General features: G+C 64.9%; 18 protein-coding genes. 11 read left to right on the forward strand and 7 right to left on the reverse strand.

The features are described from left to right. The first annotated feature begins 36 nt into the window (after positions 1–36). Positions 37–1,050 (forward strand): AraC family transcriptional regulator, encoded by a 1,014-nt coding sequence (locus NA5_RS12140; protein WP_062985040.1) that lies wholly within the window; start codon positions 37–39, stop codon positions 1,048–1,050. 34 nt (positions 1,051–1,084) lie between these two features. Here the strand turns inward: NA5_RS12140 and NA5_RS12145 are convergent, their stop codons facing one another. The 4 genes from NA5_RS12145 to NA5_RS12160 form a co-directional block, all read right to left on the reverse strand. Continuing rightward, a complete protein-coding gene (locus tag NA5_RS12145; RefSeq protein ID WP_040693978.1) occupies positions 1,085–1,276 on the reverse strand; it encodes a hypothetical protein in 192 nt (63 codons plus the stop codon). Positions 1,277–1,474: 198 nt separating this feature from the next. Continuing rightward, positions 1,475–2,512, reverse strand: a complete 1,038-nt coding sequence (locus tag NA5_RS12150; protein WP_062985042.1) for a CobW family GTP-binding protein — start codon at positions 2,510–2,512, stop codon at positions 1,475–1,477. 246 nt (positions 2,513–2,758) lie between these two features. Then, complete coding sequence (locus NA5_RS43165; RefSeq protein ID WP_062985044.1) at positions 2,759–4,195, reverse strand: N-acetylmuramoyl-L-alanine amidase; 1,437 nt, start codon at positions 4,193–4,195, stop codon at positions 2,759–2,761. A 207-nt stretch (positions 4,196–4,402) separates the two neighbouring features. Next, a complete protein-coding gene (locus tag NA5_RS12160; protein ID WP_062985046.1) occupies positions 4,403–4,978 on the reverse strand; it encodes a sigma-70 family RNA polymerase sigma factor in 576 nt (191 codons plus the stop codon). 168 nt (positions 4,979–5,146) lie between these two features. On the opposite strand from NA5_RS12160, the gene NA5_RS12165 reads away from it, so the two are divergent. The 4 genes from NA5_RS12165 to NA5_RS12180 all read left to right on the forward strand — a co-directional run bounded on the left by NA5_RS12165 (position 5,147) and on the right by NA5_RS12180 (position 7,985). Then, positions 5,147–5,512: an Rv1352/Rv1906c domain-containing protein gene (locus NA5_RS12165; RefSeq protein ID WP_062985048.1), complete on the forward strand. Its 366-nt coding sequence runs from the start codon at positions 5,147–5,149 to the stop codon at positions 5,510–5,512. A gap of 53 nt (positions 5,513–5,565) precedes the next feature. Further along, positions 5,566–6,315, forward strand: a complete 750-nt coding sequence (locus NA5_RS12170; RefSeq protein WP_062985050.1) for an SDR family oxidoreductase — start codon at positions 5,566–5,568, stop codon at positions 6,313–6,315. A gap of 61 nt (positions 6,316–6,376) precedes the next feature. Then, a complete protein-coding gene (locus NA5_RS12175; RefSeq protein WP_062985052.1) occupies positions 6,377–7,579 on the forward strand; it encodes an MFS transporter in 1,203 nt (400 codons plus the stop codon). A 4-nt stretch (positions 7,580–7,583) separates the two neighbouring features. Then, entirely contained in the window at positions 7,584–7,985 is a 402-nt protein-coding gene (locus NA5_RS12180; protein WP_062985054.1) for a PaaI family thioesterase, read from the forward strand. A gap of 15 nt (positions 7,986–8,000) precedes the next feature. Here the strand turns inward: NA5_RS12180 and NA5_RS12185 are convergent, their stop codons facing one another. After that, complete coding sequence (locus NA5_RS12185; protein ID WP_062985056.1) at positions 8,001–8,858, reverse strand: cyclopropane mycolic acid synthase family methyltransferase; 858 nt, start codon at positions 8,856–8,858, stop codon at positions 8,001–8,003. A gap of 347 nt (positions 8,859–9,205) precedes the next feature. On the opposite strand from NA5_RS12185, the gene NA5_RS12190 reads away from it, so the two are divergent. After that, a complete protein-coding gene (locus NA5_RS12190; protein ID WP_062985058.1) occupies positions 9,206–10,378 on the forward strand; it encodes a transcription termination factor Rho, short form in 1,173 nt (390 codons plus the stop codon). 127 nt (positions 10,379–10,505) lie between these two features. Here NA5_RS12190 and NA5_RS12195 read toward each other — a convergent pair whose 3' ends face one another. Both NA5_RS12195 and NA5_RS12200 read right to left on the reverse strand, forming a co-directional pair. Further along, positions 10,506–11,264, reverse strand: coding sequence for a dienelactone hydrolase family protein (locus NA5_RS12195; protein WP_063813328.1), 759 nt, complete (start codon positions 11,262–11,264; stop codon positions 10,506–10,508). A gap of 95 nt (positions 11,265–11,359) precedes the next feature. Beyond that, the gene (locus NA5_RS12200) at positions 11,360–11,797 is read right to left on the reverse strand and encodes a DoxX family protein (protein ID WP_062985067.1); all 438 of its coding nucleotides are present in this window, start codon (positions 11,795–11,797) and stop codon (positions 11,360–11,362) included. 98 nt (positions 11,798–11,895) lie between these two features. On the opposite strand from NA5_RS12200, the gene NA5_RS12205 reads away from it, so the two are divergent. From NA5_RS12205 to NA5_RS12230, 5 genes are all read left to right on the forward strand, one after another. After that, complete coding sequence (locus NA5_RS12205; RefSeq protein ID WP_062985068.1) at positions 11,896–12,459, forward strand: TetR/AcrR family transcriptional regulator; 564 nt, start codon at positions 11,896–11,898, stop codon at positions 12,457–12,459. A 37-nt stretch (positions 12,460–12,496) separates the two neighbouring features. After that, on the forward strand, positions 12,497–12,859 hold the full coding sequence (locus NA5_RS12210; RefSeq protein ID WP_062985071.1) for an SUKH-4 family immunity protein: 363 nt from the start codon (positions 12,497–12,499) through the stop codon (positions 12,857–12,859). A 1,672-nt stretch (positions 12,860–14,531) separates the two neighbouring features. Then, entirely contained in the window at positions 14,532–14,864 is a 333-nt protein-coding gene (locus NA5_RS12220) for a hypothetical protein (protein WP_062985074.1), read from the forward strand. Then, positions 14,861–15,079: a hypothetical protein gene (locus tag NA5_RS12225; RefSeq protein ID WP_062985076.1), complete on the forward strand. Its 219-nt coding sequence runs from the start codon at positions 14,861–14,863 to the stop codon at positions 15,077–15,079. Before NA5_RS12220 ends, NA5_RS12225 begins: the two co-directional genes overlap by 4 nt. A gap of 45 nt (positions 15,080–15,124) precedes the next feature. Next, a complete protein-coding gene (locus NA5_RS12230; RefSeq protein WP_062985078.1) occupies positions 15,125–15,643 on the forward strand; it encodes a hypothetical protein in 519 nt (172 codons plus the stop codon). Positions 15,644–15,660: the final 17 nt, after the last annotated feature.

A 15,660-nucleotide genomic window follows, 5' to 3' on the forward strand; every position in this document is an offset into this window, starting at 1 on the left:
GCAGAAGATACGTCGATCGGCGGTAGGAGGGGCGCATTGGGAACCGATCAGGTACTGCTGCACAGATTCGTCATCGCACAGCTCACCGATGCCGGACTGGATCGGGATCGGCTGATCCGCGAGACCGGCCTACCCGAATGGACCATGGTCGGCCAGGACGTCCACCTGCCGAGTCACACCTTCTCGCGACTCTGGGAACTGGGCGAACACGGGCTCGGCGATCCGAATGTCGCATTGCGGGTGGCCAGCCGCTACAAACTCAATAGTTTCGGGCTCTACGACTATCTGTTCGCCACCGCGCCGACCCTCGGCGCGGGCCTGGCCACCTGCGGTCCCTATGTCGCCGCGGTGACCACCAATCACCGCTTCGAACTGGTCACGGAGAACGAGCACGAGGTCACGCTCTACCTCGACATGATCAATGGCGAGGGCCGCGGCCGCGACCTCACCCAGGTGTGGGGCCTGGCGGCCGTGCTCAGCAGGGCACGGCGTGTGGTCCGGATCCCGCTCGTCCCGTTGCGGGTGGCGTTGCGGCAGCAGGCACCGGCCGAAATCGGCGCCTTCGTCGAGGTATTCGGCACCCCCGCGATCGAATTCGGCGCGCCGGTCGATGCGATGACATTCCGCGCCAGCGATATGGACCTGCCGCTGACCACCAGCGATCCGGTGCTGGCGACCGTGCTGCAGCCACTGGCCGACGCCCTGCCGCCACCGCCGACCTTGGCGACGGCATGGCCGGATCGAGTGGCGAGCGCGCTGGCCGAGGCATTGGCGGCCGAGGGTGCGGTATCGCTGGATCGGGTGGCCCGCAGGCTCGCCACCAGCCCACGGACACTGCAGCGTCGGCTGATGGAGGCGGGCACCACCTGGCGGATGGAATTGGAGCGGGCGCGTGATGCCCGCCTCGCGCAGGCGAGCGCGGATGGTGTCGCGCTGAGCCGATCGCGACAAGCCGAATTGCTCGGATATTCGGATGTGGGTTCGATGCGGCGGGCAGCCCGGCGTCGATCCATGACCCAGCTCATGCACCGATCGGAGCTTCCGGTCTGATCCGCCGCATACCCGCGTCGTAACCCCGGCGCGGTCAAACCTTCAGGAAGGTCGCCGCGATCCGCCAGAAGGTCGCATCCTCGATGACGCGAAAGTCCCAGCTGTCGGCGATGTCTCGGGATGCGGCGACGATGGCGGGCACATCGAAATCGTCACGAGTCGCGGTGCCTTTGGCCTCCAACGCGGCGACCACGTACGCGGTGGCACTCTCCCAGGTCTCTGACACGGAACTCTCCAATCGGTCGTAGAGACAAATACGGTCGATCACGGTTCATTGGTCGAACCGACACCGCGCACTGCGTTTCGCTCCGTTGCGCACATGCCGCGCGCGGCGGGGCAATGTCTCAGTTCTATGTCCGTGCGATCGCCGCGCCAAGTACCGAACGCGCCAGCTTCGAGCAGAACGCGCCAACTTTTCCGGGAGTCAGTGCGGGGTGTAGCGCCAGACGCCGAGCATGGCTTGCTCGTCCAGAGGTTCGGCGTCGGTGTGCACGGTATCGTGCAGCCGCGCAAGTGCCGCGTCAGTGGGCAGACCGGCACCGATCAACACCAATCGGGTCGTCCGCGATTCGCCGCGCGACCAGGCGTCCGGTTCGAAGACGATGTGGCGACCGACCATGTGCAGCACGAACTTCCGACGCTCGGCGGCGACGCCGAAGGCGGCGAATCCCTTCGCGCGGAACAGTCCGGGCGGCGGATCCTCGAGGAATTCGACCAGACGGCGCGGATCCAATTCCCGGTCACTGGTGAAGGACACACTGGTGTAGTCGTCGTGCAGATGCCGATGTTCGGCATGGTCGTCGTGGTCGTGGTCGTGGAGCAGTTCGTCGAAGCTCAATTGTTCGGCGACCCGGGGGATTTCGCGCAGCGGCTCGTCGAAGAGCAGGCCGGGGTCGATGCGGCCGTGGGTGGTCGCGTAAACCGGCACCTGACCGATCAGCTCGGTGATTTCCTGTCGCAATCCAACCAGCCGCTCCGGCGACACCCGATCGGCCTTGTTGAGTACGACCAAGTCCGCCAGCCGCAGATGGGTGGCGAGTTCGGGATGACGCTCGCGACTGTCCGGGAACTGCTCGGCGTCGACCACCTCGACCAGACCGCCGTAGCGGATGCGCGGGTTCTCGCTGCCGACCACCATCCGAATCAGATTGCGCGGCTCGGCCAGTCCGCTGGCCTCGACCACGATCACGTCGATCTTGGCGCGCGGCTGGGCGAGCCTGGTGAACATGTCGTCGAGTTCACCGACATCCACCGCACAGCAGACGCACCCGTTGCCGAGCGAGACCATCGCGTCGACCTGACCGGCCACCAGCATGGAGTCGATATTGATGGCCCCGAAATCGTTGACCACCACCCCGATCCGCGTGCCCCGGTTATCGCGCAGCAGATGGTTGAGCAGCGTCGTCTTCCCGGATCCGAGAAACCCGGCGACTATGAGAACAGGAATCCGCACTGTGTTGATTTTGCAGCGCCTGCGACGCTGCGTGTTCGCGGCCCCCGAATGTCGGCATCGCGTAGCGATTCGATGAGAGGTGGTGGTCGGGCGACGGGTGGGCCTCGCGTCCGAGCCGTCGAGACTCGCGCCTGCGGCGCATGCGCTTCGACGACTCGGACGCGAGACGGGCCGCGAACTCCTCGCTCGTAAGACTCGCTCCGCGGTAGTTACGAATGCGGGCCACTCGCGACTATGTCCAGAGTCAGAGCTGTATTACTTGGTCGGGCCGAGCAGGGTACTGGCCAAGGTGTAAGCCAGGTTGATCAGCTCCGAGGTGATCACGGTGTTGTCCATGCCGAGGGACCTCGCCAAGGGCAGCATCATTTGCATGATCGTGCCGACGAGGGCTGGCAGGGTGCCGGTCGTGTTCGGCGCGGTCTGGCCCGGCCACAACTGTGAGCCGGGTGTTTGGCCCGAACCGGGTGACTGTGGGGTGGTCGGCGAGAAGCCGAAGCCCTGCGCCTGCGGCATGTCGGGCGAGAGACCGTAACCCGGCGACTGCGGAGTGTTGGGTGAGAGACCGTAACCCGGCGACTGCGGTGCGCCTGCTTGCGGGGTACCGGGGGACTGCGCCAAGCCCGGTGTCTGTGTGTCCGGCGAGCTCGGCAACTGGGCGTAGCCCGGCGCCTCGGTATACCCCTGCGGCGGGTTCGATGATGCGGGCGCGGTCGGCACCGTCCCCGCGGAATTCGGCACCACCGCGGGTTCGGGAACGGCTGAAGCCTGCGCTGCACCGGGGACCGCGGCGGGAGCCTGCGGAACCGACTGTGCCGGTGGGGTATTCGATAGCGGGGCCGAGGCAGGCCGATCGGCCGAGCCGGTCAGCTCCGGAATCGCGCCGAGCGCCGCCGTCGCCTGCTGCTGTGCGCCGAGCAGGAAGCCCACCAAGCCGGTCGTTATGGCCAGGGCGTGCTTGACCTGCCCCTCCGGACTCTCCAACAGTGCGGCGTCCTCGACATTGGCGCCATTGCCCATCTCGATGAATACATCGGGCACGGTGGTCATCGCCGGACCGGCCACATCCGCGCGGGTCTGCAGACCGTCCTGTGCGCCCGCATAATTCGCGGCCGGGAATCCGGCCTCCAGATACGCGTCGCGCACCGCCTTGGTCGCCGCGAGACCGAGCCCGGACTGAACCTGGTCGGCCTTCGGATCCGGAATCGGCAGCTGCGGCACGATCAGGTGGAAGCCGCGGTCCTGTGCCGGTGCGCCGTCGGCGTGAATGCTCACCGCGACATCGGCGCCGGAGGCATTGGCGGCCTGCGCGCGTTCATCGACGCAGCCGCCCCATCCGGAATCGTCCTGACGACTGAGCACGACCTTGGCGCCGAGATCCTGCAGGGTCGCCCGGACCAGGTCGGCCACCTTCCAGTTGATGGTGTGCTCCGGCACGCCGTTGACCGTGGTCATGCCGGTGGTCTGGCAGTCCTTGGTGCCGCCGCGACCGTTGCTCACTTGCTTCGCCAAGTTCTCGGCATGGTTGGGACCCTGATGACCCGGGTCGAGGAAGATCGTCTTGCCTGCGAGTTTCGTGGACATATCCGGCGCTGCCGGATCGGCGATCGCGGCCGGGATCAGCCCCGACAGCGTCACCACCACGGCGGCCGTGACGGCGCCGCAGATACCGGTACTGATGATGCTTGGCTTCATGTGCGGTGTCGGTGCCCCGGGACGGGGCACCCCTCCCTTCCCACTAGTAACACCAAACCCAGTGGTTCACTCTGGCAACGCCAGCATCAGAAAAGCAATCTATGTTATCGGAATGTTATCGACTTAATCGGGTGCGTTTTCGCTGATCAGACGACCAAAACCGGGGTCGCACCGCCGTGAAACGGCGATTGCCAACCGGATGCGGGCTCAGGCCCCTATCGGCAGCCGGCGCAAGGACCGCAGGGCGTAATGCACCCGCGTCTTCACGGTGCCGACCGGCACACCGAAGTCATCGGCCACCTCTTGATAGGCCCGGTCCCGCAGTATTACCTCCACCACCGCCGCGCGTTGCGATTCGGGCAGCCGGGCGAGTAGATCGGCGACGAGCAGGCCGTCGACGAGGCGCTCGGCGAAGTCCGGATTCGCGAACCGGACATCGCTGAGCTCGGTGATCTCATCCCATCCGGTATCCGCGGGACGGGCCGCGCGGGCGCGGGCGATATCGATCATGACATTGCGTTCGATGGCAAGCAGCCAAGTGCGCACCGTGCCCTTGCGCTCGTCGAACCCCGCGCACGAGCGCCAGGCTCGCAGCAGCGTCTCCTGGACCGCGTGTTCGGCCAGGCCGGAATCGCCGAGTCCGCGCATCGCGCGCCAATGCAATAGCGCCCGGTCCGCGGCCAGCACGGCGGCGAGCCCGTCGTCGGTACAAAGCCCAGCACACGCCACCCCGCAAGTCGACCGCCTGCCCGCGACATCGACCACCGGACAAATACCACTCATACAACAGATATCGCGGGAATACCGGCGAGTGGAATCACGGTCCACCGGAATCTGGCGATTCCACCGAAATCGACCGCCGAGTCTGGTAGACCTTGGCCCCGGAGATTCGGGGATCTCCGCAGGTCAGCCGCCAGTGGCGGCCAGAGCACAATTCGAGGAGACAGCAGTATGCGTGCAAGCACGCTCGTGATCGCGGGGGCAATGGCGTCCATTGTGACACTGCTGGGCACCGGCACCGCGGCCGCCCAGCCCAGCAACACCATCACCGAGGATGGTGTCTATCTGGTCGGCATCGACATCTTCCCCGGTATCTGGGAGGGCCAGGGCACTCCCGACCCGGCAGTCGGCTGTGACTGGCGGCGGCTGCGCAAGGTCGAGGACGATAACACCGATCAGCACTACATCATCAATAACGACTTCACCAGGAACCGTCCGGTGCGCGCCGAGATCGCGCCGACCGATGTGGCCTTCAAAACGGTGAACTGCGGCGCCTGGCACATGCTGCCACCGAGCACAGGTTCATTCGGCGGCTGAGTCGACGCACAGGGATATTGACTCGCGTTCAGTAACCGCTATGGTTCGCAACCATGACGCGGAGCAAGATCCTGATCACCGGCGCCAGCGTCGGACTCGGTGCGGCGATGGCGCGGGATTTCGCCGCGAAGGGCCGGAATCTGGCCCTGTGCGCCCGACGCCTGGACGCGCTCGAGGCCCTGCGCGACGAACTCACCGCCGCGCACCCGGGCATAACCGTCGCGGTCCGCGCGCTCGATGTCGATGACCATCCAGCCGTCCCAAGGGTTTTCGCGGAACTGCGCGATGAACTCGGCGGATTGGATCGGGTGATCGTCAATGCGGGCATCGGCAAGGGCGCGCGGATCGGCACCGGACGTGCGGACGCCAATATCGCTACGGCCACAACCAATTTCGTCAGCGCCCTCGCCCAGACCGAGGCGGCATTGGAGATCTTCCGCGCCCAGGAGTCGGGGCACCTGGTGCTGGTGTCCTCGATGAGCGCGGTGCGCGGGTTGCCGGGTAAGAAGGCCGCGTATTCCGCGAGCAAGGCTGGACTGGCCGCGCTCGGTGAGGCGCTCACGGTCGAATTCGTCAACTCGCCGATCGCGGTGACCACATTGCTGCCCGGATTCATCGCCACCGATATGGCGGCGAAGGCCGGTGACGCCCGCATGGTCGCGCCCTTGGCGAAGGGCGTCGCGGCGATGGTGCGCGCGATCGAGCACGAGAAGATTCGCGCGTGCGTTCCCGGTTGGCCGTGGCGGCTCATCGATGTGGTGCTGCCACATCTGCCCGGCTCGGTCGTTGCCCGGATGAGCTGAGCGCACTATGGCGGCCTGAACCCGCCAGAACTCGACGGGCGGGATTGTTGGACTGGAGCGCATGTCCACAGTTCTCGCGCCCTCCCCCAGCGCCGTCGCCCGGCCACCGCTGATCCGGTGGCTCGCCGTCGTCGCGGTGATGCTCGGCATCTTCTCGATCGTGACGACCGAGATTCTGCCGATCGGCCTGCTGACCGCGATCGGAGCCGATTTCACGATCTCCGACGGCATGGCGGGGCTGATGATGACCCTGCCCGGTCTGCTGGCCGCGATAGCCGCGCCCCTGGTGACCGTCGCTGCCGCGCGGATCGATCGCCGACTGTTGCTGTGCGCCTGCACGTTATTGCTGGTGATCGCCGATGCGGTGGCCGCGTTCGCACCGGAGTTCTCGGTGGTGCTGGCCTCCCGCGTGCTGATCGGGATCACCATCGGCGGCTACTGGTCGATCGCGGCCGGACTGGCCGGCCGATTGGTGCCGCCGGAGTCGGTGCACCGGGCAACCGCAGTGATCTTCTCCTCCGTTCCGCTCGGCTCGGTGCTTGGCGTGCCCATGGGCACCTTCGTCGGCAACGTCGCGGGCTGGCGGGCCGCGTTCCTGGTCTTGGGCCTGCTGTCCGCCGTGGTGCTGGTGCTGCTCGCGGTCGCACTGCCCGCGCTGCCCGCCGAGCAGGCCATTCGTCTGACCACGCTGCGCATCGGTTTGCGCGGTGCGGGCATCCGAATCGCTTTGCTGGCAACGTTTTTCGTGGTGATCGCACAGTTCGGCAGCTACACCTACGTCACACCGTTCCTGGAGCAGGTCACCGAGGTGAGTGGGGACACGATCACGGTGCTGCTGCTGATCTACGGTGTGGCGGGTATTGCCGGGAACTTCCTCGGCGGCACTCTGCTCGGCCGTCCCCGTCGCGCGCTCGGCTTCGCGGCGAGTGCGATGGCGGCCGCGATGCTGCTGCTGCCGTTGCTGGGGCGCTGGGACTTCGGTGCGATCGCGCTGCTCATCGTGTGGGGTGTCGGATACGGCGGTGTGCCGGTGGTGCTGCAGACCTGGTTCGCCGATGCGCTGCCCGATGCGCCCGAGGTGGCGTCGGTGCTGTTCACCGCGTCGTTCCAGGCGACTTTCTGCGTCGGTGCGCTGACCGGCGGGGTGATCGTGGATCGGACCTCGCCCGGGACGGTGCTGGTCTGCGGCGGTGTGATCGCCCTGCTCGTACTCCTCATTACCTCCGAGGTAATCGACGCGCGGCGGGTCCATCGGGCACGCTGACTTCATGATCGATGAGGTGGGCACCAAGCTCTTTCACCAGTCCATGCCGTTCACCGAGCGCCTCGGAGTCGAGGTGCTCGAGCACGGCGCCGCATTGGTGCGCAGTCGGATCGCGTGGGACGAATCGCTGTGCACCCTGGGCGGGGTCATGCACGGTGGGGTGCTGATGTCGCTCGCCGATGGGACCGCGGCGGTGTGTGCGTTCCTGAACTTGCCCGAGGGCAAGCAGGGCACCACGACGGTCGAGTCCAAGACGAACTTCCTGCGGGCGGTGCGTTCCGGCTATGCGACCGCGACGGCGCGACCACTGCACAAGGGGCGGTCGTTCATCGTGGTGGAAACCGAAATCCACGATGACGCGGACAAACTCGTCGCCAAGGTGACCCAGACCCAGGCCGTGCTCTGACGCCGAGCCACAGGCTCACTTCACCATTGTGAACTGCATGACATCGATGTGCCCGCTGCGGAAGTACTTGGCGCATCCGGTGAGATATTTCAGATATCTGGCGTAGACCTCCTGCGAGGCGATCCGCACCGCCTCGTTGTGACGGTCCTCCAGCGCATGGGCCCATTGGTCCAGTGTGCGTGCGTAATGCAGACGCAGCGGCTGGATCTGCTCGGTGCCGAATCCGGCCTGCCCGGCCAGGCGGGTGATCTCGGCGGGCTCGGGCAGCTGTCCGCCGGGGAAGATCTCGCGCTTGATGAAGATGTGGAAAAGCGCCGCCTCCCTGGTTACCGGAATATTCATGCGACGCAGGTCGTTGAGCCTATGGCCGATGATCGTATGCAGCAGCATCCGGCCTTCGGGTGGGAGCATGCTGTAGCAGCGCTCGAAAAACGCCGGGTACCGCTCGCGGCGGAAATGTTCGAATGCGCCGATGCTGACGATCCGATCGACACCCCCGTCGAATTCCTCCCAGCCCTGCAACCGAATCTCGACGCCCGCCACACCGCGCCAACCGATCTCCGAGCGGACGTGATCATACTGATTGCGGCTCAAGGTGAGACCGACGACCTTCACGCCATAACGCTCGACCGCACGGAACATCGTCGCGCCCCAACCGCATCCGATATCGAGCAGCGTCATTCCGGGCCGCAGATCCAACTTGCCGAGGGCCAGATCGATCTTGGCGAGTTGGGCCTGTTCGAGGGTCATATCGTCGCGCTCGAAATAGGCGCAACTGTAGGTCATCGAGGGGTCGAGGAACAGCCGGTAGAAGTCGTCGGAAACGTCGTAGTGCGATTGAACTTGCCGGTAGAACGGTTCGAGTTCGGCCATTGCAGCTCCTGCCTTCGGTCGGTCTTGGCCGGATATGGACTGATACGAGACACGCCGCCGATCCGTTCTGCTCGATCGGCCACCGATACCGAAAAGTGGCCTGCTCCGCTCGCCGTGGCCGGGCTGTGACCATTGCGCGAGAGCCGTTCGACGCTGTATCCTCGGCCCTGTCCTTGTGGATGTTGGCATCCCGGTCGATCAGAGCCGGACTCCCGCAAGATCTCTCAACTCCCGACCACGATGGTGGTCCACCTCGTTCCCGGAGCCCCCAGGGACATTCACCGCAGCGAGCCTCATTCGCCGCTGCCTCACACGGCCGTTCGCCGTACCCACGCAAAGGAAAAACCATGAAAGACAACACATTTCCCGTATCACGAGACGGGGACGCGGCGGCCGATGCCGCTCAGCACCCCGTACGATCCGTCAGCGGCATCCTCGATATCGCCGACAACCGCGCCGCCACCCTCCGCGTCGACGGCTACCTCCCCGGCCCACATGACGTGCATGTGCCACCCCGGCTCATTCGCGAATTCGGTTTGCGCCGTGGCGATTTCATTACCGGCACGGCCGAGCCCGCACGCAGCGGCAAGCTCGACCCACTGATCCGCATCGAATCGCTCAACGGACGGGATCCCGAACGCGCCGCGCCCCGACCCACCTTCGAGGACCTCGTCCCCATCTACCCCAACCAGCGGTTGCGCCTGGAGACCGAACCGCATGCCATGACCACCCGGGTCACCGACCTGGTCATGCCCATCGGCAAGGGGCAGCGCGCACTCGTCGTCGCGCCGCCCAAGGCGGGCAAAACCTCTGTGCTGCAGGCGATCGCGCACGGCATCGCGAAGAATCACCCGGAGTGCGAACTGATGCTCGTACTGGTCGGCGAGCGTCCCGAGGAGGTTACGGATCTGGCCAGGTCGGTACCCGCCGATATCGCCGCCGCCACCTTCGACCAAACCCCGCGCGAGCAGATCGCTTTGGCTGAACTCGCCATCGAACATGCAAAGCGCTTGGCCGAAATGGGCCGGGATGTCGTCGTACTGCTCGACTCGCTGACCCGCCTGGCCCGCGCCTACAACAACGCCGCCCCGTCCTCTGGGCGCGTACTCTCCGGCGGCGTCGATGCCGCCGCGCTCGCGCCACCGAAGAAATTCCTCGGAGCCGCACGCAATTTCGAGAACGGCGGCTCGCTGACCATTATCGCCACCGCCCTGGTGGAGACCGGTTCGCTGGCCGACACCGTGATCTTCGAGGAGTACAAGGGCACCGGCAATGCCGAACTGAAACTGGATCGCGCGACCGCGAGCCGCCGGATCTTCCCGGCCGTCGATATCGCACAGTCCAGCACCCGCAAGGACGAATTGCTGCTCACCCCGGACGAATTGGCGGCGACGCACCTGTTGCGCCGCACGCTCGCCGCGGTCGACGGTCAGCAGAGCATCGACCTGCTGTTGGAAGGTCTGCGTCAGGCCCCGACCAATGCCGAATTTCTGGCCCAACTTGGCCCCAAACGACACTGATCCACTCCATTAAGGCTCCTTTAAGGCACTGTCAAGTCCTCCGAGGCATATTTATTACAGCCCGATCGGGCCTGTCTTCGGAGGGGGAGACAGGGCCGGTCGGGCTCTGGTCGTATTCGGTTCTTGTTCAACTCAATTCGGTGGCGAACAGCTCGGATGTCCGCCGCCACGAATCGTGAGCAGCGGCTTCGTCGTACGGTTCCCGGCCGGGGAAGAAGAAGGCGTGCTTCGCACCCGGGTAAACCACCGATTCGTGCCGCACACCCGCCTGATTCAAGGCCGCCTCGAGCTGTTCGCGCTGTTCGGCATCGATGACGTGATCGAGTTCGGCGAAGAACAGCAGCAACCGCACATCACCCTTGGCGATGTTCTCGGTCGCGGCCAACAGCGGCTCCGGCCTGCTCAGCGCGGTACCCGCCGTGGTCAGCCAGCCCGGATAGAAGATCGCGGCCGCATCCAGGTCCAGTCGGGTGGCCGCGAAGTAGGCCAGATGGCCGCCGAGGCTGAAGCCCAGTACGCCGGTCTTATCGGTGGCACCGCCGTGCTCGCGGGCATAGGCGATGGCGGCCCGGAAGTCGGCCTCGACACCGTCGCGGGTGAGCTCGCCGAGCAGGCCGAAGGCACGCGTGCGGTTCTCATCGGTTTCGGCGAGGCCCGCGGCCGTTTCCGGACCCGAGCGGTGATAGACGTTCACCACGAAGGCCACATAGCCGAGCTCGGCGACCCGATCGACGATCCGACGCGCGTCCTCGGTGAGTCCCCACAGCTCGGCGCCGACCAGGACGGCCGGAAATGTGCCCTCGCCTTCGGGGCGGGACAGATAGCCGTTCAGCGGTGAGCCGTCCACCTCGAGGTCGAACTGCCGAGAAACAATCTTGTAGGTCATGGGATACAGCCTATGGCCGTGGGTATCCGGCAACACCCGGTGCATACGACAATGTCGGCACACCGAATTCGGTATGCCGACATTGATTTTCGGGTTCAGCCGAATAGCACGAGCCCTGCCGCACCGAGGAAGATCACCTGCACCACGGTGCGTAGCGGCAGCGGCATGGTTTTGATGCCGATATCGGCCCGTGCCGCCCGGATATTCGCCGGGAACATCACGAGCAGCAGCAGGATCAGGCCCGCGGCGGCCAGTTTGGCGACGGGCGGGATCAAAAGGCCGATGGCGCCGCCGATTTCGAGCAAGCCGGTCAGGGTGACCCAGCCCGCGGGGTTGGGCAGCCGCGGCGGAACCATGGCGACCAGTGCGCCGCGCTTCGGTTCGATGAAGTGCGCGCTCGAGGTGAGGGCGAACATCGCGGCAAGTCCGAGTGCGGCGGCATGCGGCCAGGAGTCGAGCCAACCGAGGTTGCCGAGCCAGCCGATGAACCGAGCGAGTCCGGCGATGACGATGAGTACAACCAGCGGTGCCATCAGAGTCTCCTGGGGTCGAACACCTAATCTTGACAGTGGCTAGATTAGGTCGCAGCTGGAAACTTGTCAATGACTAGATTTTCGGCGACCATCGAGACATGGCGAAGAGCGGCTATCACCACGGCGATCTGCGGGCCACCATCCTGGCCGCGGCCGCCGATCAGATCGCGACCGATGGCGTCGACGCGGTATCCCTGCGTGGGTTGGCGCGCCGGGCCGATGTTTCGCATGCGGCCCCAGCGCACCACTTCGGTGATCGTGCAGGGCTACTGACCGCACTGGCCATCGAAGGTTTCGACCTGCTCGCCGCGCAGTTGGCCGCGGCCGGTCCGGACTTTCGCGAGGTCGCGGTCGCCTACACCCGCTTCGCCCGCGACCATCCAGGACATTTCGATGTGATGTTCCGCCGCGGAGTCCTGCACGCCGACGACGAGCGCCTGGTCGCCGCTCGCACCGCCGCCGGTGCGGCGTTGCGCTCCGGGGTCTCGGTCATGCAGCCCGACAACACCGACGAGCAGCACCGAGCCACTCGCCTCGCCGCCTGGTCGCTGGTGCACGGCTTCGCGGCACTGTGGCGCGAAGGGGCACTGCAGGATTCGGCGGACAGTGCCGATCCCGAAGCCCTGGCTCGCCGGATGATCGCCACCGTGCACTTCGAATGACCACGGCCCGTTGGCCTTTGGCCGTAAGTTCTCTGGCATGGATATCCACGCCTACCCCACCGAGGCGAGCACCCCGGTGGATCTCTCCGAGGCACAACGCCTCGCCGACCACTACCTGTCCACCGAGGACGGCATCAGCAACATGCTCACCGAATTCGAGGGCGGCTTCACCGTCGTCGCCATCTTCTCGCCGCCGACGGGCATCGACCCGCACAACCCTCCACTGCCCCCGACCATCGGCGGCTCGGTCTGCGTCATCGACAAACCCACCGGCGCCATCTCCTACTGGCCCACCTACCCCACGGCGGTAATTGCCGAACAGTACACGCAGGCAAGGCAATCCGGCCGACTGATCATCGAGGATGGTTGGCCGGACGACGACGCGCCTGAAGTCGACTGAGGCGTACCGCCAGCCGGGTCAAGTACTGCACTTCTCCGACGCCCCGACGATCGAGCGACTTGGCCCGCCGATCGCCGCGACCGCTGGGGTGCGGTGACCGGGAGCTTTTCGGCTTCAGTGGGATTCGGTCGGGGGCTACAGCCGCGGGCTAGGCAAAATGGGAGGCGATGGTGGCGCGGTCGGATTCGGTGGCTGGAAGTTGCATCCACGCGAACCAGCAGGCATCCGCATCGGAAAATCCGTTACCGGAATAAGGATTCAGAAGAAGGGGTGACACCGCCGGGTCGACGCCACAGGCGCTACACCCGCGAAAAGGATTCGGTGACAATGCAAGCGCTGTATCGCGCGGGGGCCGCCACTAACACGTATCGCTCACAAACAAGACGGCACCATCGAGCATACCCTCACCCGGACACTAGCCCCATCGGAGCGAAACCGATTGTGTACCAACAACTTCCGGTCAATGACCGGAAGGGGCGGTTTACCAGCCGCCGCGCCCGCTGAGCATCAGCTCAATCTCAACAACCCGCCGCTCCAACCGCGCCGAATAAATACCATCCGCAGCCTTCCGAGCGGCACCGATAGTCTCCTGCGCCGCGTCGAAATCTCGGTTTCGCGCGTACGACTCCGCCAGCTGGAGAAGTGAGTTTTGGCCGCGACAGCCGACAGGCTGACCCCTTGTGATTCGCGGGCCAGCCGATGCAGTGAGCCGGGCTTATCCATGGATCTGCGGCACCGATCTGTGGACGCTAGTGGACGCTGAACTTCTTCTGTGTCAAGCCTTCTGACACGAGACTACTACTCAGTGCACGTCAGCCGACGTTTCATCAGGAAGCCCGACGACCGTGCACCGCGCCCATAGCCCGGATATCGGCCGATTCTCATGCGTTCATCGGCACGCCAACATTCGGGACGGGTGCAACTAGTCGCCGTACTGAGGGGGTCACGATGTCCAGACCAGATCTACCGCACCGCCCAGCATTCGTTGGCCCGCCGATCCCATGGCCGGTCGACCGCCGTTGCGACGTTATCGAGCAGTGCATCAACGCTCTACACGAGTGGCAACCCGAGCAAACCCACACCGAACCCGACGCAGAGGTCTAAACCGATGGACCGCATACCTTTTGGCGATACCGCGATGTCCCGCTGCCATTTTTACAGGCGGGCGTGTGATCTGCCCGCGAACATCGACCCGCCTCAGCTCGGCCGAATCGTGATGAAGGTCGAGCACGTAGGGGCGCTGACCATGCCCGCTCACCTCGGTAAGTCAGTGAAAACCCATATGCAGCAGCGAGGTTCGGACGTTGGCCCGGTCTGCTCACACCCACGCCAGAACAGGTGGACATTCCTCATTCGACCGGACATCCCGGATGATGTACGCCTGTTCGCCGAGATGTACCGCCTCGATGTCCAGGTCATACGAGCGGGCGGCACCGTGGCGTTACCGTCGCCAGCCGACCAAGGCACACAGTTCCGACGCTGGATCGAACCGCCACGCTGCACGTTCCGGCCGTCCGGGCTCGCGGTGGTCGACGCGATCCGGGCGTGCTCAGGCCAGTACCGGCCCGTACGGAGGTGGGCTGCCCATGTCTGAATGCGACTGCGGGCCATGGCTCAAACACTTCACACCTGATGACTCCGCCCCGGTCCCCCCGACACAGGCGCAGCGGCCATGACAGTAAATACCCTGGCGCCGAAGGCGATCGGTGTTCTTTCCCTCGATCTGAGCGGCCCGCACCGGTTGCGGGACGAACGAGTGATCACCGAGTTGGCGCAGCGACGCGGTTTCGCGCTGACTGGTTTGGTGACCATCGGTGACGACACGTTCATGCCGACAGCTCTCATTGTCGGGACGGCACGCAGCAAGGGAGCGGCAGCGGTTATCGCGCCGAGCATGGCCCACTTCAGCAGCCGCGTCCGGGCTATCGCTGTGGCGTGTGACTTGATCACGCCGACAAAGTTCGTGGCCTGCACCAGCACCGGCCGATTACGGGAGACGTCATGACGGAACTGGTTTCCCCGCGACCGGACGTACCCGACATGCATCTGAGCGTGTTTGTGCACGGGGTGCGGATGGACTTCGCCGCATGTCGGACCGCCGCACTGACTTTCATCGAGGAGCATCGGGCACGTCACTACGTCGACGCGGTAAATGTGCTCCCTGGCGACACCACCGGCCTTCAGCGCCTACCGAATGAACGTCTCTACCTTTCACCGTGAGATGAGAGACTGACCGGGCACCGACAGTGACGACCATATGGAGGGATGATCGGCGTGGGAAATGACGAACAGATCGGTTTCGATATCGAATTCGATGACAAAACCCAAGCGTTCTTGGATTGGGTTGCACCGGAGCGGATGGAATCGGAGATACGAGCTTTCCTTACCGAAACAACGCCCGGCGTCGCTGATTATGCTGATACATGGTGGAAACCGCCAATGACGAAAGAGATCTTGGAGGCGGTCAAAGAATTATTCCGCGACCGCGAAGGGTTCTTTGCACTCGCAAATCGGGAAGCTGCGGACCGATTCATCCGATTCTACGGTGAGTGCTTTGTTCGACGTGCCGGGATGAAATGGACCAACCGCCCCGAGTGGAGTGGCGCACCACTGTATACCGATTTCAGTCCGGCCGTAGACGACGGCAACGGCGAGGATGTTAGAAGTCTGGTCTCCATGTCGGATTACTTGTTCCTCGAAGATGATGGTCCAGACATGGCGGATTACGTGATCACGTCGGCTGCCCGCGACATGCGGGGAGCCCGAAAGCGCACAAAGAACTGATCTAACACTGCATAAAC

Origin of the sequence: Nocardia anaemiae NBRC 100462 (assembly GCF_001612725.1) — a bacterium.
Taxonomy (GTDB): Bacteria; Actinomycetota; Actinomycetes; order Mycobacteriales; family Mycobacteriaceae; genus Nocardia; species Nocardia anaemiae.

Excerpts from the sequence above, each read along its gene's own strand:
- NA5_RS43165 (WP_062985044.1), bottom strand. The coding sequence starts at position 4,195 with ATGAAGCCAAGCATCATCAGTACCGGTATCTGCGGCGCCGTCACGGCC.
- NA5_RS12160 (WP_062985046.1), bottom strand. The coding sequence starts at position 4,978 with ATGAGTGGTATTTGTCCGGTGGTCGATGTCGCGGGCAGGCGGTCGACT.
- NA5_RS12165 (WP_062985048.1), top strand. The coding sequence starts at position 5,147 with ATGCGTGCAAGCACGCTCGTGATCGCGGGGGCAATGGCGTCCATTGTG.
- NA5_RS12170 (WP_062985050.1), top strand. The coding sequence starts at position 5,566 with ATGACGCGGAGCAAGATCCTGATCACCGGCGCCAGCGTCGGACTCGGT.
- NA5_RS12175 (WP_062985052.1), top strand. The coding sequence starts at position 6,377 with ATGTCCACAGTTCTCGCGCCCTCCCCCAGCGCCGTCGCCCGGCCACCG.
- NA5_RS12180 (WP_062985054.1), top strand. The coding sequence starts at position 7,584 with ATGATCGATGAGGTGGGCACCAAGCTCTTTCACCAGTCCATGCCGTTC.
- NA5_RS12185 (WP_062985056.1), bottom strand. The coding sequence starts at position 8,858 with ATGGCCGAACTCGAACCGTTCTACCGGCAAGTTCAATCGCACTACGAC.
- NA5_RS12190 (WP_062985058.1), top strand. The coding sequence starts at position 9,206 with ATGAAAGACAACACATTTCCCGTATCACGAGACGGGGACGCGGCGGCC.
- NA5_RS12195 (WP_063813328.1), bottom strand. The coding sequence starts at position 11,264 with ATGACCTACAAGATTGTTTCTCGGCAGTTCGACCTCGAGGTGGACGGC.
- NA5_RS12200 (WP_062985067.1), bottom strand. The coding sequence starts at position 11,797 with ATGGCACCGCTGGTTGTACTCATCGTCATCGCCGGACTCGCTCGGTTC.
- NA5_RS12205 (WP_062985068.1), top strand. The coding sequence starts at position 11,896 with ATGGCGAAGAGCGGCTATCACCACGGCGATCTGCGGGCCACCATCCTG.
- NA5_RS12210 (WP_062985071.1), top strand. The coding sequence starts at position 12,497 with ATGGATATCCACGCCTACCCCACCGAGGCGAGCACCCCGGTGGATCTC.
- NA5_RS12220 (WP_062985074.1), top strand. The coding sequence starts at position 14,532 with ATGACAGTAAATACCCTGGCGCCGAAGGCGATCGGTGTTCTTTCCCTC.
- NA5_RS12225 (WP_062985076.1), top strand. The coding sequence starts at position 14,861 with ATGACGGAACTGGTTTCCCCGCGACCGGACGTACCCGACATGCATCTG.
- NA5_RS12230 (WP_062985078.1), top strand. The coding sequence starts at position 15,125 with ATGATCGGCGTGGGAAATGACGAACAGATCGGTTTCGATATCGAATTC.